This window comes from Erythrobacter sp. JB1-4, assembly GCF_057365025.1.
Map to the genome: position 1 here is coordinate 3,482,993 of NZ_CP200292.1, position 18,359 is coordinate 3,501,351.

Consider the following 18,359-nt stretch of genomic DNA (forward strand, 5'->3'; position numbering starts at 1 on the left):
ATTGTGCTGTCTATCGCGATCCGTTTGAAAGCCGAGGAGTTTATGATCCGAGAGATCGCAGACGATGAGTTCGTGACGCAAATCTCAAAAAACCAGACTTTCGAACTTACGAAGAAGTATCGAGAGCTTTTTCCAGACAAAGCGCTGGAGATCAGGGTCCTGAATAAAGTCAATCTAATGACCCCCGAAAATATTCACCTGAATTCGTTCATGTATGAACCCATCCTCGACATGGCGAATCTTCACCTCAAACGGCTGTTTGAAGAGGTTAGCGCCTTGGGAACCGAAACGATAGGTGAACTACAGATTGAAGAGGCGTGACAAACTATGGACACTGAATTGAAGAAAGCTCTTTCGCACTTGCAGGTCGCATTTTCGCTAGCCAGTAGAGAAGGCGGCCAAGGCAAAGTGATCGCATCCAAGATACAGAGCGCCGAGGTTCACATTCGTAACGCGATGAAGAATTGATCCTACTTCAAGGTATGGTCAATTACCTTCGCCACGCGCCTTTCCATGATCGCTGCCGCAATCGTTCGATGCCGCGCGCGACGTCAAACAGGTTCGGCTAACGCCGACCCGCTGGCCGAAGTTACAGCCTCTTGCATTTAAGCCTCCGGTTGCTTTGTCCCCCTTCCCGCCTGCGGGAGGGGTTAGGAGTGGGCCTGCGACGGTGGTGGCAACGCGCCCACCCCGCTGCGACTAGAGCCCGCTGGTGCGGGTTAAATCTCGCTGCCCCTACCGCGAGCGGGAGGGGATAATCGGGTTACTCCTCCCCCATCCTCAACGCCGCAATGAACGCTTCCTGTGGAATGCTCACATTGCCATACTCCCGCATCTTGGCCTTGCCCTTTTTCTGCTTTTCCAACAGCTTTTTCTTACGCGAGATATCGCCGCCGTAGCACTTGGCGGTCACGTCTTTGCGCATGGCTGCAATCGTCTCGCGGGCGATGATTTTGCCGCCTATGGCCGCTTGCACCGGGATCTTGAACAGGTGGCGCGGGATTAGGTCTTTTAGACGCTCGCACATGCCACGGCCGCGCTCTTCGGCGACGCCGGAGTGCACGATCAGGGACAATGCATCGACGGGCTCTGCATTGACGAGGATGTTCATCTTCACAAGGTCGCCTTCGCGCAGACCAATTTGCTCGTAATCAAAGCTGGCGTAGCCGCGTGAGATGGACTTGAGGCGGTCGTAGAAATCGAACACCACCTCGTTCAAGGGGAGCTCGTAAGTGACCTGTGCGCGGCCGCCTACGTAGGTGAGGTCGGTCTGGATACCACGGCGGTCTTGGCACAGTTTCAGGATTGAGCCCAAATATTCGTCGGGGGTGTAGATCACCGCCTTGATCCATGGCTCCTCAATCATCGCGATGCGGTTGATATCGGGCCAATCGGCCGGGTTGTGGAGCATGATCTCCTTGGCGTCCTCGGTCTTCGACTTGCTGAGTTGCAGGCGGTAGACAACCGATGGCGCGGTGGTGATGAGGTCGAGGTCGTATTCGCGTGACAGGCGTTCCTGGATTATCTCCAAGTGGAGGAGGCCCAGAAAGCCGCAGCGAAAGCCAAAGCCCAGGGCCGCGCTCGATTCCATCTCGAAGGAGAAGGAGGCGTCGTTGAGGCGCAGCTTTGCGATGCTCTCGCGCAGTTTTTCAAAGTCGGCAGCGTCCACTGGGAACAGGCCGCAGAAAACCACGGGTTGAACTTCTTTATACCCCGGCAGAGCCTCGGTCGCGCCGTTTTTGACCGTGGTGATGGTGTCGCCGACGCGGGCCTGTTCGACCTCTTTGATCTGGGCTGTGATAAACCCGATTTCGCCGGGGCCGAGTTCTGGAAGCTGCTCGATCTTGGGGCGCATACAGCCGACGCGGTCGACGAGGTGTTGCGTTCCGCCTTGCATGAATTTGATCTGTTGGCCCTTGGTGAGGACGCCTTCGATGACGCGCACAAGGATGACGACGCCAAGGTAAGGGTCGTACCATGAATCGACGAGGGAGGCGGACAGCGGCTTTTCGCGGTCGCCTTGGGGGGCGGGATTTTGGCGACGACCGCCTCGAGCACGTCTTCGATGCCGATGCCGGTTTTGGCTGACGTCATGACAGCGTCGGATGCATCAAGGCCGATGACCTCTTCGATCTCGGCCTGCACGCGCTCTGGTTCAGCGGCGGGGAGGTCGACCTTGTTGATGACGGAGACGATTTCGTGGTCGTGCTCGATCGATTGGTAGACATTGGCAAGTGTCTGCGCCTCAACCCCTTGGGCAGCGTCCACGACCAGCAGCGCGCCTTCGCACGCGGCAAGGGAGCGCGAGACCTCATAGGCGAAGTCGACGTGGCCGGGCGTGTCCATCAAGTTAAGTTGGTAAGTTTCGCCATCTTTGGCGGTGTAGTTAAGGCGCACGGTTTGCGCTTTGATGGTGATGCCGCGTTCCTTCTCGATATCCATGTTATCAAGGACTTGCTCGGACATTTCACGCGCGGTGAGGCCGCCGGTGAACTGGATCAAGCGGTCAGCCAGCGTCGACTTGCCGTGATCAATATGAGCGATGATCGAAAAGTTGCGGATTTTGGAGAGGTCAGTCATTTGCTCGCCGTTTAGCGGTCCTTGGCGAGGATGTCATTTAAGAAAAATGCAACATACGACCGCGACGGTCAGGCCGCCTCAAAACGCGCCTGTAGAGCATAGCTAAACTGTGGCATGCTTCCTTCAACTTTAGCTTTCCCCACACCGCCGCCGGGCATTTGGTCATAGCTCCCTGGTGAAAGTGCGGCAAGCGGTGCCCCTGCTGCTGAGAGCGCATAGGGCGAGACACGGTTACGGGTGCAAAGCCCGCCTGAACCATCATCGATTAGCTGTTGTTCAAACTCCAACCCTTGCGTGTCGCCATTGGTGCGAATGACCGTTGCAACTGCTAGTTGCCCCCCGCCAAGATCGACGACGAATTGGGTTCCCTTCGGCACTTCATCTAATCCTTGGATCAATGCGCCTGTCTTGGACAAATTGCGCAGGACCACCTCATAGGAATGATCGTCATGTATGACGTTAATGCGGCGATAGACAGTGCGGCGTTTTGACCTTTTGATGCGGTCGCTACTTGGCGCGATTTTCCAGTTTTCGCCAAACAACTCCTCCTCGACCACATCCAAAGCGATCGGGTCGGAATAGATCGGGCCTTCCATGCGTTTGACACCGCACTCTTTGAGACGCTCCAACAACTCAGTGCTCTCGATTCCATTAGCAATCGTGTCCATCTCAAGCGCGCCAGCAAGTGCCACAATAGCCCGAATGAGCCCAAGTTCGCGGCTGTCGTGCCTCTCGGCCTCTTCCACGAGCTTCTCATCGATTTTGATCGCCTCGAACGGGGCACGGCGAAGATAGGCAAGGGAGGAATATCCGCTGCCAAATTCATCAAGCGTCAAGCGCACACCAAGCTTAAACAGCTGGCCCAGTGTGCGATCCACAGCATCGGTATCGCCAAAGAAAACCGCTTCGCTGACCTCAAGCTCGAGTCTGTGAGGCGGAATATCTGCCGCAGCCAGCGCACCCGACACAGCATCAACAAAGCCGTCTGAAGCAAACAAGGGCACGGGCACATTGACAGCGACGCGAATGCTTTCAGGCCACTGGGATGCGTGCATACAAGCTTGCCTGATTGCCCAGGTGCCCACTTCGGTGACCTGGCTTGAACCGTCAAGGATCGACGCAAATTCTTCCTCGTCAATCTCGCCGCGCTGATCATGCATCCAAAGGATGTGAGCCTCAAGCGCGCGAACTTCCTCGGTGCTCGCATCAACGATTGGCTCATATTTGAGGAACAGTTGCTTGTCGCGTACCGCCTGCCCCAAGTTTTGTTCTAGGCGGCGTCGAAAGATCGCCTCGTTTTCAAGGTCACCTGTGAAAAAGCGGTATTGCCCTCGCCCTCCATTCTTAGCCGCGTAAAGCGCAAGGTCAGCTGAACGCACAACCTCATCCAAAGTCACCCCATCGTGAGGCGCCACAGCAATACCGATCGAACACCCGATAACGCAGCGCCCCTCTTCAAGGGTGTAAGGCTGCTTTAGCATGGTGATCATTTTCAAAGCGATCTCACCAAGTTCCCCGCGATCATCGAGATCAGGGATCAGCACCTGGAACTCATCACCACCAAGGCGTCCAATCTCGCAGTCAATCTCAATCGAGCGTTTGAGACGATCGGAGACTTGTTTTAACAGCTCGTCACCCGCCGCATGGCCAAGCGTATCATTCACATGTTTGAACTTATCGAGGTCTAGCATCATCAAAGCGCAATTGCGCTTTGCCGCTTTGAAAGCGGTAAGCGTTGTTTCGATGAGATGTTTCATGCGGTGACGGTTCGACAGACCGGTGAGCAGATCATACTTCGCAAGCCGCGCGGTCTCTTCCTCGCGGAAGTACTCCTCCGTTATGTCCCAGCCCGTGCCCCGAAAGCCTGCAAATGCACTGCCTTTGAATGTAGGTTGACCCGATAAGCGGATCACCGCGCCATCAGGTCTTTTTTCGGCACGCACTGCGAAACCTGAGAACGACTTATGCGCGCCGAGCATAAGCGCTAGCGATTTGGTTCGACCATCATGGTCGGCAGAGACGAATACACTTGAAAGCGGCTGTCCGATAATCTCATCAATAGGAAGGTCGAGCCGGTTTGCGATAGATGCGCTAAGGTATGTAAGGTTGCCTTGGGTATCGCACGCCCAAAACCAACCCAGGCCAGATTGTTCCAGGTCATCGAGCATAGCAAGCTTCTCTCCGTCGGAGAGCTTGCTCATGGCTTTGCGAGGGGACCCTCCGCCAATCGATGACAAGAAACCCTTTAGGGGCACCTCGCGCCTGTCCTTTCTAAACTAGCCTCTGCGGAAAGACACCGGGGGCTACGTTCACCAGGAGTAAACTCAGGTGGTTATTTTTTCGCTAAGAACGCAGGTTAACATGTCGCAATGATTGCGAAATCTGAGATTACCTTGCCGCACAAGTTCACCCGCATCCGGCCCCAAAAGCCGTGTGCATCGCGGGTTTGAATTGAACTGGGGAGTTAACGTCTGATTTGTGCGCCAATATCGACTTCGACAAAGGCTTTCGGTGCGCTCGACATGCCCCCGGTGTAGGCCGCAACAGCAGAATTGGTAAGCGCTCCAAGTGGGCGTCCAGCAGCTTCGATCTGATATGGCGATACGCGGTGCCTTGTGCAGAAACCATTAGCGCCATCGCTAATCAATTGAGTTTCAAATTCAACGCCTTGAGTAAAGCCTTCGGAGCGCCTCACTGTAACAACTGCCAGCTGTCCGTCCCCAAGATCGAGCACCATTTCAGTACCAACTGGGACGTCGAGAAGTCCTTCGATGCGTGCGCCAGTTTTTGAGATGTTGCGCAAGAAGACATTATAACGGCTGTCGCCATGAATAAGGCCAATTCTGCGGAATTCGGTCCTGCGCTCAGCACGGTATTTCTCCGGTCCACGTGGCTTAAACTCGAGCTCCTTATTCTCAAACCTTTCAAGCAAGTCTTCGAATGAAATGGGGCTAGAGAACAAATATCCTTGCAGATGGGTCGCGCCAAGGGATGTTACCAGTTTCAGTTCATCCTTGGTCTCAATCCCTTCGGCCACTGTCTGCATCTTGAGCGCTTTCGCCATGCTGACGATAGCCGACACAAGAGCGCTGTTGTTGTTGTCCTCGACTGTACAACCGCGCACAAAACTGCGGTCGATCTTGAGCTTATCAAAAGGCGCATCACGCAAATAGCTAAGCGATGAATAGCCGGTCCCAAAGTCGTCCAATGCCAAACGAAGACCGCGCCTTTTCAATTGCTTGAACAGAGCAAGCGTGCGGTCAAGATCACCAACAAAGACGCTTTCGGTAATTTCTAGCTCGATGCGCGAAGGATCAACGCCGGTCTTGAGAAGAATACGGTCAATCGCGGAATAGAAATCATCTGAGGCAAATTGGATCGGCGACACATTAACAGCTGCACGCAATTCAGGCGGGCAACTGCCGAGCTGCATACAGACCTCTTCAAGAACCCATTCGCCGATTTCATTAATGATACCAAGCTCTTCAGCGACAGGCACAAAATCCGCTGGTGAAACTCGCCCTCGCTCAGGGTGCTCCCAACGAAGAAGCGCTTCAAGCGAGGAAACTTTGTGGGTCCCGGCATCTACAATCGGCTGATATTGGATCAGAAACTGACCCTGAGCCAATGCATCGCGCAAATCGTCTTCTATTCGTTGGCGAAAGTCGGCGCTTTGGCTCAGCTTACTTGAGTAAAAGCGGTACGTGCCCCGGCCTGCATCTTTGGCCGCATAAAGCGCAAGGTCAGCAGCTTTCACAAGATCGCTTGCCTCAATGCCATCATAAGGCGCAATCGCGAGGCCAATCGAGCAACCGATAATCGCACGTGCCCCTTCAACCGAATAAGGCTGAGAGAGCATCTGAACGAGGCGCTTTGAAAGATCACCAAGTTCGCCGCGGTCATCGATATCGGGCAAGAGGATTTGAAATTCGTCGCCCCCGAGCCGACCAATCTCACCGCGGTCGCCAACCAGTTTTTTGATCCTAACAGCAACCTGCTTTAGCAATTCGTCGCCAGCAGGGTGTCCAAGGGTGTCGTTCACTTTCTTGAACCGGTCGAGATCAAGCAGCATGATCGCGCATGAACGTTTAGACTGCTTGAAAGTCTTGAGGGTCTGCTCAAGCTGACGCGCCATGCGGAGGCGATTGGCAAGCCCGGTCAGAGAATCGTATTGGGCAGCACGCTCAGAATCGCGCGTTTGCGCGAGACTTTTGGTGATGTCCCGAGCAGTGCCATAAAATCCTTCGAAATTGCCCAGCTCATCCACGCGCGGTGACGCGGAAATCTCCCACCAGACCTCTTGCGTCTCATCGGTGAGGACTTTTACATTGAGACGAGAAATCGGACTGCGCGATGCCAAACGGAATTTGAGCGGGCGAGAGGTGCTTCCCTCTTCATCGGAAGTGGCGGTTGCGAAAATCTGTGTAAGGTCGCTCCCGATCAAATTGGTCTTGTCGCTTTGGATCGCCGAAATCGCAGAATCGGTTAGATAAGTTAGCCGGCCATTTGCATCACTTTCCCAAAACCAACCAAGGTCGGCAGCCTCCAGGCCCGCGAGCAATGCTGCGCTGCGCCGCGTCTCGGACAGTCGTGCGTTGCCCTGCTGGGACGCAGGCTCGGCTGCATGTCCACCAGACAATTTTGACAACAGTCCACTCATTGACGCTCGAAATCCTTATTCGTTGCGGGCCGGACTAACGCAAATGGGTGAAGGAAGGTTAAACTACGCCGACTGTTGCGAAGGACATTGGCGGCGATTGTAATCAAAGCGAATTTTGGATCGACCCTGCGCGGGCGCCTTGCAAATTTACACCAATAGGGTCATCACGTGCTTCGATTGGGACGGGGAAATAAACCCAAGGTGAAGGGATGCAGGAATGCCTGAGGCAAAAGTAACGCTCGAGAATGAAGCGGCACAATCCACCAATGCGCTTGGCCCGCTGATCGGAGTTGCGCGGGAGGATTTTGTGGGAGCTGTCGCAGTGCTCCTGCGAGAGACGGCGTCTGATCCAAAACGTTTGATGAAACACGCGCAATCTATGACCGAGGATATGGTCAAGATTGTCACCGGCAAAAGCGACCTTGCCCCGCACCCCAAAGACAAGCGATTTATGGACCCGGCGTGGCAGTTCAATCCGTTCTTCCGGGCCGGTGCGCAGTACTATCTTGCGATCCAAAAGGGCATGAACAATTGGCTTGAAGATCTTGAGCTTGATGAGCTTGAGCGCAACCGCGCCAATTTCATCTCAAACATCATCATCGATAGCTTAGCGCCTACCAACACCCTGGCGGGCAACCCAATTGCCCAAAAACAAGTGATCAACTCAGGCGGGCTAAGCCTCATTAAAGGGTTGCAGAACGCCTACAACGATATCGTCCACAACAAGGGCATGGTCAGCCAGGTGGACAAGCGCCCGTTTAAGCTTGGCGAGAATATCGCGACGTCGAAGGGCAACGTTGTTCACCGCACTGAGATGTATGAGCTCATCCACTACGCGCCGACAACAGACGAAGTCTATGAGGTGCCCCAGCTCACCATCCCGCCGCAAATCAATAAGATGTACATCAACGACCTCTCGCCCGAGAAATCGATCATCAAATGGCAGGTCGACAATGGGATGCAGACCTTCGTGATCTCCTGGCGCAATCCGTCCAAAGAACAGGGCGTGTGGGGCATGAATGAATACATCGCCTCTTGCGAAGAGGCGTTGGACATTGTCTCGAAGATTTCGGGCTCGAAGAAGGTCAACGTCTCTGCTGGCTGTTCAGGAGGTCAAACCGCCTCGGTCCTCGCCTCAAAGCTTGCAGCAACCGATAACCCGATCCTTGGCACGCTCACGCTGATGGTTTGCGTACTGCATCCCAAGGCGACTGACATCGAAGCGGGGTCCTTGGTCAGCGAAAACGGCATGCAAATCGCCAAGCAGCGCGCGGCCAAGAAGGGGATCATCAAGGCCGACGATCTGGCACGCGGCTTTGCGTGGCTGCGGCCCAATGACCTCATCTGGAACTATGTGATCAACAATTACCTGCTCGGCATGGACCCGCCCGCGTTTGACGTCCTTTACTGGAACTCGGACGCGACCAATTTGTCGGCAAGCCTGATGGGCGACTTCCTCACTCTTTATGAGACCCTCGCTTTCTCAACACCGGGTGAGACTGAGATGGCCGATCACAAGGTGGACCTCACCAAAGTTACCGCGGACCTGTTTATCCTTGGCGGCGTGACCGACCACATCACCCCGTGGAAGGCGACGTACCGGTCCACCCAGCTGTTTGGGTCGAAAGACGTGACCTATGTTCTGTCTCAGTCGGGCCATATGCAGGCGATCCTCAACCCGCCGACCAACCCCAAAGCCAAATATTTCGTTCAGAAGAAGAAGGGCGCACTGCCTGAAACCGCTGACGAATGGCTGCAAGGGACCGAAGAGGTGAAAGGCAGCTGGTGGCCCTATTGGATGGAGTGGATCCAGAAGCGTTCGGGCAAGAAAGTGGCTGCGCCTGAGGCTGTGGGAAGCGATGCTTATCCGCCTCAAGATAGCGCTCCGGGACTCTACGTTGTTGAAGAAGTCTGATAAGGCCCTGACTTAAAGAGCGCCTAAAGAGCTTATGGGAGGCACAGCCCGCAAGGGATCTGCGAGCCGTGCCTCCCACCCTCTTCCCCCCAATTGGCGCGGACGGAAAGGTTAGGTCAATTGTGGCTGAATTGATGAAAGATGCGCGCGTCACCATGGAAGACGTGGGCGGGCGGACGCTACGGGTTGCTACATGGAGGCTGGATCAGCCTTCTGATCATTTGCCCGTTCTTTTCTTCAATGGAATTGGGGCAAATATCGAAGCCGTCGCCCCGATGGCTGACGCTTTGAGCGAGCGCCCTTTCATCATGTTCGACATGCCGGGGGTTGGCGAATCGCCCGATCCCGTGATGCCGTATAACCCCTTCACCATGAGCTGGACGGCGGCTGAGCTGCTCAAAAAGCTCGGCGTGGGAGAGGTTGATGTCATGGGCATCAGCTGGGGCGGCGGCATGGCACAGCATTTCGCCATGCAGCATGCCAATATTGCGCGCCGGGTTATCCTGATTGCGACCAGCGCCGGGATGCTGATGATGCCGGGGAGCCCCAAAGCGCTTACCAAAATGGCGAACCCGCGCCGCTACGTCGACGCGGACTACATGCTCAAAAACTTTGAGACTTTGTATGGCGATGGCCTTGGCAAGAGTAAGGGCAAAGGTGGGCATATGTCGCGCCTCAAACCCCCTTCCCCGCGCGGCTATATGTATCAGCTGCTTTGTATGCTGGGCTGGACAAGCGCGCCTGCTCTCCCGTTCCTCTTAAAGCAAGAGACGCTCATCATGATGGGCGATGACGATGCGATTGTGCCTCTGACGAACGGTAAGTTCCTCAATATGCTGATCCCCAATTCGGAACTTGTCGTGATGGAAGGCGGCGGCCACCTTTTCCTTCTCAGCCATGAGGAAGAGAGCGTTTCAGCAATCCGCGAATTCCTTGACCGACCAGAGGCGGCAAGCAAAGCGGCTTAGGCCTCGGGTAGCCATTCCGATAGAATAGCGTTCACCTCATCCGGCGCATCCTGCTGCACCCAGTGGGAGACCCCGGGGAGGCGCTTTAGTGTTAGGTCATGCACCCATGCTTGCGTCCCCTCGGTGCAGTGGATGTCAATCGCGACGTCCTCCTCGCCCCAGACCATGAGGGTTGGGACATCAACCGTGAAGTCGCCGGGATTAACCGTGCCACCATGCCGTAGAAGCGCGCGGTAGTAATTGACCATCGCTGTGCGAGCACCGGGACGTCTGCTCGCCTCGCTGTAAATTGCGCGTTCCTCAGGACCAAAGCGATCCGGGTTGGAGGATGTGTTCGCGATCAAATCACCGATCGCATCGCCGTTGTTTCGCGCCAGCATAAGCTCAGGGAGCCAAGGGAGCTGGAAAAAGAAGATGTACCAGCTCTTCTTAAACTGCCGCCATTTCTTGAGTTCGCGCCGTCCGGGCTTTGGGTGAGGCACATTCATGATGATGAGCCGTTCAAGCGGGCGCTTCTTGAGAATAGCAAACATCCACGCGATGATCGCTCCCCAATCGTGCGCGAACAGCGTCACCTTCTTGGCACCGCTTGCATCAATCAGGTCCGCCACATCCTGCGTCAGATGATCGAGCGCATAATTGCGCACGCCTTCGGGCCGGTCCGTCCCGCCATAGCCTCTGATATTCGGGGCCCATACGCGGTATCCCTTGCTAGCCAAGAGAGGCATTTGATGCCGCCACGAATAATGCAGCTCAGGAAAGCCATGAAGCATCAGGGCGAGATGATCGCCCTCTCCTGCTTCGGCCACCTCAAACGTCAGACTATTGGTCTCGACAAATTTGATGTCGATCCCGCTATCGGCTGGCGGGCTCCAACTTGGCGTTCGCTGAGTGTTAGTCACCGCGCGTGATGCCGCATGTGCCCGGAGCGGGCAGGCGTTCTTCTTGGGCCAGCGCTCTGGCTGCTGCACGCGGGCGGTCGGTGGCAATGATATCCACCCCGCCCTCTCCCAGTTCTGCATAGCGTTCATCAGTGCCAAAGCGCTCAAACACCCCGTCAAGCGAGCGGTCCGGGCGGCCCAAAGTGCCGAAGATCACCTCAACATCCTGTTCGTCGAGCGCCGAATAGAGATCAGGCCGCGCCACCCTTGTACCGGTAAACGCCACAATATTTTCAGCCGGAATGCCAGCCTCAACGATCTCAGTCAGCTCGCCGGGCGCGTTTACTGAATAAGAAATCAGCATCTCCGGCGCGAGCTCATAAAGCCGCGTGGCCTGCGCCTTTGTGTAGGCGATGAGGATCACGCCTTGCTCCATGCCCGCCTCGCGGATTTCCCGGATTACGGTCTCAAAATCCGCCGTCCGTTTGAAATCCACCTGAAGCACGGTTTTGCCTTTGGCCCAGCGAAGTGTCTCGAAAAAAGTGGGCACCCGGTAAGGTGTCACCCATCCCGCTTCATCAACCAGTTTAAGCTGAGCCACAACTTCCCATGGCACGTCGGTGACAGAGCCCTCACCTGTGGTCGTGCGGTTCAAAGTTCGGTCATGCATAAGGTAATGAACGCCCTCAGGGCTCGCCGCGACGTCGATCTCCATCATAGCGGGCGCAGCATGGAGAACCGCATCCATCGTCGGTATAGCATTCTCAGGAAGGCCCGGCGAAGGCCCTCCCCGGTGCGCGGAGACGATCGTTTTGCCCTCAGCCTCAAGGCAATCGAGAGTTGCGGAGAGATCGCCATCGGTCGGCATCTCCCATGGCCCGCCTTGGAACTGAGCCTGTGCTGGCGCACCAATCAGGATCGCCGCCGTCATCAATAGTCGCAATTTCACAGAATCATCCCCTTTGTTGCCGCCAGACTAGCGCCCTCACCCATCTGGACAAGCCGGTTGCGATATGAGACTTTCCGCAAGAAGAGACAGGAGAGAGAACATGCCCGCATTCGACCTAATCATCAGGGGCGGAACCATCGTTGATGGAACCGGCCAAGAGCGCTTTACAGGCGACGTGGCGGTTAAAGACGGCCTTATCGCGCAAGTGGGCGAAGTACGCGGCGATGCGACACGGGAAATTGACGCAAGCGGCAAAGTGGTCGCTCCCGGATTTGTCGATATTCACACACACTACGATGGCCAGGCGACTTGGGACCAAGAAATGGCCCCTTCCAGCTGGCACGGCGTCACCACGGTCGTCATGGGCAATTGCGGCGTGGGCTTTGCCCCTGCGAAACCCGACCGCCACGAATGGCTCATCAGCCTGATGGAAGGGGTCGAGGATATCCCCGGCACCGCCTTGGCGGAAGGCATCACATGGGATTGGGAGACCTTCCCCGAATATCTCGACGCACTCGAGAAGCTTCCTCGCACCGTCGACGTGGGCACTCATGTCCCGCACGGCGCGGTGCGCGCCTATGTGCTGGGCGACCGCGAGCGGCCCGGAGCTATCCCGACCGAGGAAGACATAAAGGCGATGTCTGATATCGTCGAAGAAGGCGTGCGCGCAGGAGCCCTCGGCTTCTCCACCTCACGCACGGTCCTACACAAATCGGTCGATGGAGAGCTTGTTCCCGGCACCACCGCAACGGCAGAAGAACTGGTCGCCATCGGCCACGGAATGGGCCGCGGCCGAGACGCTGGCGGCTATGCCGTGTTCGAAATGGCAAGCGACCTCAAGCGCGAATGGAATGAATTTGAATGGATGGGTAAACTCAGCCGCGAGGCAGGGATCCCGGTGACTTTCGCAGCCCTCCAATCCATCGCCAAGGAACAGCCGCTTGACGAACAAATCGCCAATATGCGTGCCGAGAATGACAATGGCGCCAATATCGTGGCTCAAATTGCCCTTCGCGGAAACGGGATCATCATGGCGTGGCAGGGTACGGTGCACCCCTTCGTTTACCGCCCAAGCTGGATGGCCATCGCCGATCTTCCATGGGCGGAACAGAAAGCCAAACTCTTGGACCCCGCTTTCAAAGCGCAACTCCTTTCAGAAACCAGCGATTACACCGATGCGCCGCAAGACATCATGGAAGTAGTCGCGGTCATCACCATGGGCTGGGCCTTGCAGTATGAGATGGACGACGACTTCGACTATGAACCCGAAGCCTCAGCCAGTATCAATGCACGCGGGCAAGCGGCGGGCGTAGACCCGCAGGAATACGCCTATGACCTGCTATGCCGGGACGAGGGAACCGGGTTTATCTATCTGCCGATCTTGAACTATGCAGACGGCAATCTCGACTTCCTACACCCCTTGCAGCATTCCGATGACACGGTGAATTCGCTCTCCGATGGAGGCGCACACTGCGGCACAATCTGCGACGCAGCCTCGCCAACCTTTATGCTTGAGCACTGGGTCAAAAACAGAAAGCGCGGCGACCGGATCACCCTCGAAAACGCGATCAAGCGCCAATGCCGCGACACCGCCGTGCTCTACGGCCTCGAAGATCGCGGGGTGATTGCACCCGGCTATATGGCTGACCTCAATGTGATCGATTTGGAACGCTTGAAACTTGGCCGCCCATGGCTCGCCTTTGACTTGCCAGCAGGCGGCAAGCGCTTGCTTCAGAAGGCGCAAGGCTATGATTACACGATCAAAAATGGCGCGGTTACGTTTGAAGCTGGCAAATGGACCGGTGAGGCGCCCGGCGGCCTGATCCGTGGCCCGCAACGCGCAGAACTGGCGGAAGCGGCTGAGTGATGTACTATTGATTTTTTAACTCGCTTACGGCATATGGTACCGGACGAAGCTGTAGAGGTTACGTATTTCTCTGCGATTCGATTACTTAGGGGTCCCTGCGGGGGCCCCGTTTCATTTGGGGGAACTGGAATGCGGCAAACCGCGATATTTGTCGACGCAGGATATCTGTTTGCCGCAGGTAGTGCCCTGATTTCAGGGGCCAAACAACCCCGAGCCGTTTGCCAACTCGATGCGAAGAAAGCGCTCAATGCTTTGGTTACGAAGGCCAAGATTGTTGAGCCTGACGCAAGAGTGCTACGAACCTATTGGTATGACGGGATTAAGCCATACACCGGACCAACCGCGGCTCAAACGGCCTTGGGCGAAGAGCCTTTTGTAAAGCTTCGGCTTGGAATGCTTAACAGTCAGGGGCAACAAAAGGGCGTGGATTCCCTTATTGTTACGGACTTGATTGAGCTTGCTCGAAACAATGCAATCCACGACGCCCTGATCTTAGCAGGTGATGAGGATGTCCGCGTTGGGGTGCAAGTAGCACAGTCGTTTGGAGTTCGCGTTCATTTGCTGGGAATCGTGCCCACCAGAGGTAATGTCTCTCCACATCTGCGTCAGGAAATGGATTCTATAGCAGAGCTTGATCTTGCCACGATCAAATCATTTCTGAAATGCAGCAACGGCAATCAACACACGGCCCCACCAGCGTCTGAAAGTACGACAAAGTCATTAATTCAGACCAATGAGAATAGCGCTTCTGACGCACAACTCGACGAGAAGTTGCTATCAGAAGTTGTAACAGGCGTCTTAAGTCGGTTTGACGCAGACGAACTTGCGCAGATGAGTACAGTCGTAGCGACAACCGGAAGTCTGCCCCGGGAGCTTGATGCCCCAATGCTTGCTACAGCTAGAGACAAACTCGGCAGAGACCTACTTGGAAACGAGAAGCGAGAAGCACGTCGCTACGTGCGTGAAGCCCTCTCGAAAAACTGACTGAGAATTAAGGTTCGATCACGATCCCTTTTGCAGGATCAATCTTGCCCGCGATCATTTCCAGATAGGTCGCCCGTGCAGCCTCCAGGCCTTTGTGCGCCTCCATTTCGATTGCGCCCTCAACCGCGTCCAAAAAGCCGTGCCAATTCGCCGCAATCATTTTCCCGCCTTGCGCTGGACCGTGTTCCTTGAAGAACGCCACAAAGTGGTCTGGTGCAAAGAAAAGCGTAGGCTTTGGCCCGGGAAGCTCACCGGCACCGCCGCCCCCATTTCCGGCCATGGAACTGCGCGCCTCAATATGGGTAGCGCCCACGAGGCAGGAGTATTTCAGCGTGTCCTCGAAGTGATTGTGGAGCTTGGCAAGGACATCAGCGTTTCCTGCAAAATCGACTGTCACGCTGGGAGTGATCGAGAGAGTGCCGATCATCTCATATGTGAGGACCTCGTCATAAAGCCTCGTTTTTTCGACAAACTCTACGTTTCCAGCAGACGTCAAACCGATGCGCTTCACCTTGGGCGAGTTCTGCTTGGCAACGCTAGCCAAGCCCATCGCAGTCTTGGAAGATGCGCTGGTTAGGATCACCTGATCCGCCCCAAACCAATCCTCAGAACGCATAAAGTAGTCGATCACAAAACCGGTCTTGAACAGCGGGCCATAGATCATGCGTTCGTTTTCACGGGCGGAATCATGCTCAGGGTCCGCTGCCAAGCGATTGTAATTGTTATAAACTGGACTCATCGGCTGGCGATAGTCGGTCATATCAGAGAAGCTCGCATCGGTGACATTGCCAGGCACCACATCAAGCTGGGACCCCATGGGCAGATAGCCATAGACCCGCTCACCCACGGCAAAGGCGTCATTCTTGCTTTCTGTAACAACCGCGTGCCCCCACATGGGGACAATACCAAGCCCCTCCTCGTCCGTCTTAGGCGGGAAGAAATTCCAATAGCCAAAGCCATCGCCAACCACCGCATAGGTGATATTATTGGCGGTCACTGAGAAGCTCTCGACCTTCAAACGGATCGAACCATCTGCCAGCTCGTCAGTCGGCGCTTCAATGAGCGTGGCTTCACTAAGCTTGTCTTTGCGAACGTGAACTTGGGCTAATGTCATCGATAAAGCATCCTCATTGTTTCTCTGAAGGTTAGCTTATCCCTTTTCGATTTCCCAGCGTGTTGCGACGATCGATGGACGATTTTTGAGGGTTTCCAGCCATGCCTTGAGCATGTCGCATTGCGCTATGCCGACCTCGCCCTGCGGCGTGAGCTCTAACGACCGCATAATCGGGTACATAAACACATCGGCCAATGTGATGCCTGCCTCACCCGAAATCACAGTCCATGCGCCATCGCTCTGCAACTCTGCCTCGACAAAACCCAAAGCGCGGCTTATCTGCGGGAGCGAATTATTTATGCGTTGAGGGTCAATGGGATAGCCCGCCACGCGGTGCATGATCCACGGCATTACCAGACCTTCTTCGAAAAGAGGGAAAAGGTAGTTGTTAGCCACTGCCACCCACTTGTCCATCACAGCACGATGTGACGGTTTAGTGGGTTGAAGGGCTTCGGACCCATGCGCATTGTCGAGATACTGCGTGATGGCGACACTCTCGATGAGTTCAAGGCCATCGACTTCCACCACAGGCACTTTAGAAAACGGGTGTCTGTTCTGCGCAGAGCGCGCAGGTGTCGCAATTGTCTCGCGAGAGAGGCCTGCTTCCTCAGCGGTGATTTCCACTATGCGTGTGTAGGTGGAGATCACAGTTCCGAAGATGCGGACTTGCGATTGCGAACTGTCGGCCATCAAAGAACCTTTAGCGGCCTACGGCTCTTCACTGGGTGGTGCAGTCTCGCTTTGGACATCAGCCATAACCCGCCCAACAAGCTCCATTCGCCGACCGAACCCTCGCGCTCGAAGCCCGCAGGTCTGTTCAATCTGACTTGAGTCCTGTTCGAGAAAGATCGGGTAACGCTCTGCTAAAGCGACATTAATAGGAGTACCACGCTGCGCTTCGAAACGGCCTAGGAAGTATGTCATCGAACTGACAAGAGCCTGTTTGGCATCTGGCGTCATCACCCCATCATCGGAACCCAGAAGCCCGCCAATGAACAGCGCGCAATCAAGATCGTCTTCGGGTGAGAAACCCTGTCCGCTTTGCTGATTATTCTCTTGAGCTGAAACAGAAATTCCGACCAACAAAAGCGCGCCAGCGATGATCCCCCCGAACAACCGCATTACACGCGCATCGGCATAAGGACATAAAGCGCAGGGCTTGCATCATCTTCGCGGATCAGCGTCGGAGCGCCTGCATCGGCTAAGTGAAGCTCGACTTCATCAGAGTCAAATTGTCCAAGAATGTCTTTCAAGTAATTGGCATTAAAGCCAATTTCAAAGCCATCGCTTGAATAGCTCGCAGCGAGCTCCTCAGATGCATTGCCGTTATCAGGCGAAGTCACCGACAGCGTCACGCGGTCATTGTCGAGCCCCATTTTGACGGCGCGCGTCTTCTCAGTCGCGATTGTTGCCACCCGGTCAACGCCTTGGTGGAAGGCTTTGGGGTCAACGCGAAGGATCTTGTCATTGCCGGTTGGGATGACGCGGCTGTAATCAGGGAACGTTCCGTCGATAAGCTTGCTGGTCAGGACTACCCCACCCTCACCGCTCAATGTGAAGCGGACTTTCGAGGCCGAAAGATCAACCATAACAGCACCATCAAAGGCTTCTTCGAGAAGCTTTCTCAATTCCGCGACCGCTTTGCGTGGCACGATGACATCGGGCATTCCGTCCGCGCCATCAGGCTGGGCTATGGTGAAGCGGGCTAGACGGTGACCATCGGTGGCAGCTGCTTTCAAAACTGGGCCGTCATCATCGCTGACATGCAGGAAGATGCCGTTCAAATAATAACGCGTTTCCTCGGTCGAGATCGCAAAGCGCGTCGCATCAATCATTTGCGCCAAGGTGCGTGCTGGCAACTCAAATGACGTTGGAAGATCGCCCTCGACGATCACAGGGAAGTCATCGCGCGGCAGGGTTGGCAGCTTAAACCGGCTCCGGCCTGCTTTGATAACCATCTGATTGTCGGCAGCTTCGAGCGACACCTGTGACCCATCAGGCAGCTTGCGAGCGATATCGAACAGGAGGTGCGCGGACACTGTGATTGCGCCGGGCGTATCAACAGACGCGGCGCTCATAGTCTCAACCACTTGCAGATCGAGGTCGGTCGCCATCACCTTCACATTACCGCCCTCAGACGCCTCAATCAGGACGTTGGAGAGGATGGGAATGGTGTTGCGGCGCTCAACCACTGATTGAACATGGGAGAGACAACGCAGGAGCGTCGCGCGTTCGATCGTAGCCTTCATCAGCGTAACCTATCGTCTTCGTGTTTTATGGCGTCTCGTGAGGGCTGGAATCGCCCTACCGCCGCCTAAGAATCGAGGAAAACCTTAGCGCGGCTGTGACGCTGGGCAAGTTCGTAACCTGTGCAGGCACGATTCCCTTGGGGATAAGGGCCGCAGGATTGGTCCAAAGCCGCCGATATGGCCCTTTTCGAG

At 55.5% G+C, this 18,359-nt stretch carries 14 protein-coding genes and 1 pseudogene; 6 read left to right on the plus strand and 9 right to left on the minus strand.

Annotated features, from left to right (window positions below; translation table 11 throughout):
- The first annotated feature begins 3 nt into the window (after nt 1-3).
- Both AC0V61_RS16360 and AC0V61_RS16365 read left to right on the plus strand, forming a co-directional pair.
- On the plus strand, nt 4-321 hold the full coding sequence (locus tag AC0V61_RS16360) for a hypothetical protein (RefSeq protein ID WP_486159306.1): 318 nt from the start codon (nt 4-6) through the stop codon (nt 319-321).
- Between the two features lie 6 nt (nt 322-327).
- On the plus strand, nt 328-468 hold the full coding sequence (locus tag AC0V61_RS16365) for a hypothetical protein (protein ID WP_486159308.1): 141 nt from the start codon (nt 328-330) through the stop codon (nt 466-468).
- A gap of 295 nt (nt 469-763) precedes the next feature.
- On the opposite strand, the pseudogene lepA reads toward AC0V61_RS16365, so the two are convergent.
- The 3 genes and pseudogenes from lepA to AC0V61_RS16380 form a co-directional block, all read right to left on the minus strand.
- A pseudogene (gene lepA / locus AC0V61_RS16370) lies at nt 764-2,580 on the minus strand (translation elongation factor 4).
- 68 nt (nt 2,581-2,648) lie between these two features.
- Nucleotides 2,649-4,781: an EAL domain-containing protein gene (locus AC0V61_RS16375; RefSeq protein ID WP_486159309.1), complete on the minus strand. Its 2,133-nt coding sequence runs from the start codon at nt 4,779-4,781 to the stop codon at nt 2,649-2,651.
- 263 nt (nt 4,782-5,044) lie between these two features.
- The gene (locus tag AC0V61_RS16380) at nt 5,045-7,240 is read right to left on the minus strand and encodes a putative bifunctional diguanylate cyclase/phosphodiesterase (RefSeq protein ID WP_486159311.1); all 2,196 of its coding nucleotides are present in this window, start codon (nt 7,238-7,240) and stop codon (nt 5,045-5,047) included.
- A 217-nt stretch (nt 7,241-7,457) separates the two neighbouring features.
- On the opposite strand from AC0V61_RS16380, the gene AC0V61_RS16385 reads away from it, so the two are divergent.
- Nucleotides 7,458-9,155, plus strand: a complete 1,698-nt coding sequence (locus AC0V61_RS16385; protein ID WP_486159313.1) for an alpha/beta fold hydrolase — start codon at nt 7,458-7,460, stop codon at nt 9,153-9,155.
- 122 nt (nt 9,156-9,277) lie between these two features.
- Nucleotides 9,278-10,123, plus strand: coding sequence for an alpha/beta fold hydrolase (locus AC0V61_RS16390; RefSeq protein ID WP_486159315.1), 846 nt, complete (start codon nt 9,278-9,280; stop codon nt 10,121-10,123).
- Here AC0V61_RS16390 and AC0V61_RS16395 read toward each other — a convergent pair.
- Both AC0V61_RS16395 and AC0V61_RS16400 read right to left on the minus strand, forming a co-directional pair.
- Nucleotides 10,120-11,025 carry an alpha/beta fold hydrolase gene (locus AC0V61_RS16395; protein ID WP_486159317.1) on the minus strand — a complete coding sequence of 302 codons (906 nt, stop codon included), beginning with the start codon at nt 11,023-11,025 and terminating at the stop codon, nt 10,120-10,122. The genes AC0V61_RS16390 and AC0V61_RS16395 overlap by 4 nt on opposite strands.
- Nucleotides 11,018-11,953 (minus strand): glycerophosphodiester phosphodiesterase family protein, encoded by a 936-nt coding sequence (locus AC0V61_RS16400; protein WP_486159319.1) that lies wholly within the window; start codon nt 11,951-11,953, stop codon nt 11,018-11,020. Before AC0V61_RS16400 ends, AC0V61_RS16395 begins: the two co-directional genes overlap by 8 nt.
- Nucleotides 11,954-12,053: 100 nt before the next feature.
- Between AC0V61_RS16400 and AC0V61_RS16405 the strand changes: the two genes are divergently transcribed.
- Both AC0V61_RS16405 and AC0V61_RS16410 read left to right on the plus strand, forming a co-directional pair.
- On the plus strand, nt 12,054-13,820 hold the full coding sequence (locus AC0V61_RS16405) for an N-acyl-D-amino-acid deacylase family protein (protein WP_486159321.1): 1,767 nt from the start codon (nt 12,054-12,056) through the stop codon (nt 13,818-13,820).
- A gap of 129 nt (nt 13,821-13,949) precedes the next feature.
- Complete coding sequence (locus AC0V61_RS16410) at nt 13,950-14,804, plus strand: NYN domain-containing protein (RefSeq protein WP_486159323.1); 855 nt, start codon at nt 13,950-13,952, stop codon at nt 14,802-14,804.
- Nucleotides 14,805-14,811: 7 nt separating this feature from the next.
- Here the strand turns inward: AC0V61_RS16410 and AC0V61_RS16415 are convergent, their stop codons facing one another.
- From AC0V61_RS16415 to dnaN, 4 genes are read right to left on the minus strand one after another with little or no spacing between them, the layout of a single operon-like run.
- The gene (locus tag AC0V61_RS16415; RefSeq protein ID WP_486159325.1) at nt 14,812-15,918 is read right to left on the minus strand and encodes a DUF2855 family protein; all 1,107 of its coding nucleotides are present in this window, start codon (nt 15,916-15,918) and stop codon (nt 14,812-14,814) included.
- A gap of 36 nt (nt 15,919-15,954) precedes the next feature.
- Nucleotides 15,955-16,608: a glutathione S-transferase family protein gene (locus AC0V61_RS16420; RefSeq protein WP_486159327.1), complete on the minus strand. Its 654-nt coding sequence runs from the start codon at nt 16,606-16,608 to the stop codon at nt 15,955-15,957.
- An 18-nt stretch (nt 16,609-16,626) separates the two neighbouring features.
- Nucleotides 16,627-17,040 (minus strand): hypothetical protein, encoded by a 414-nt coding sequence (locus tag AC0V61_RS16425; RefSeq protein ID WP_486159329.1) that lies wholly within the window; start codon nt 17,038-17,040, stop codon nt 16,627-16,629.
- Nucleotides 17,040-18,167: a DNA polymerase III subunit beta gene (dnaN, locus tag AC0V61_RS16430; RefSeq protein ID WP_486159331.1), complete on the minus strand. Its 1,128-nt coding sequence runs from the start codon at nt 18,165-18,167 to the stop codon at nt 17,040-17,042. Before dnaN ends, AC0V61_RS16425 begins: the two co-directional genes overlap by 1 nt.
- Nucleotides 18,168-18,359 lie beyond the last annotated feature (192 nt).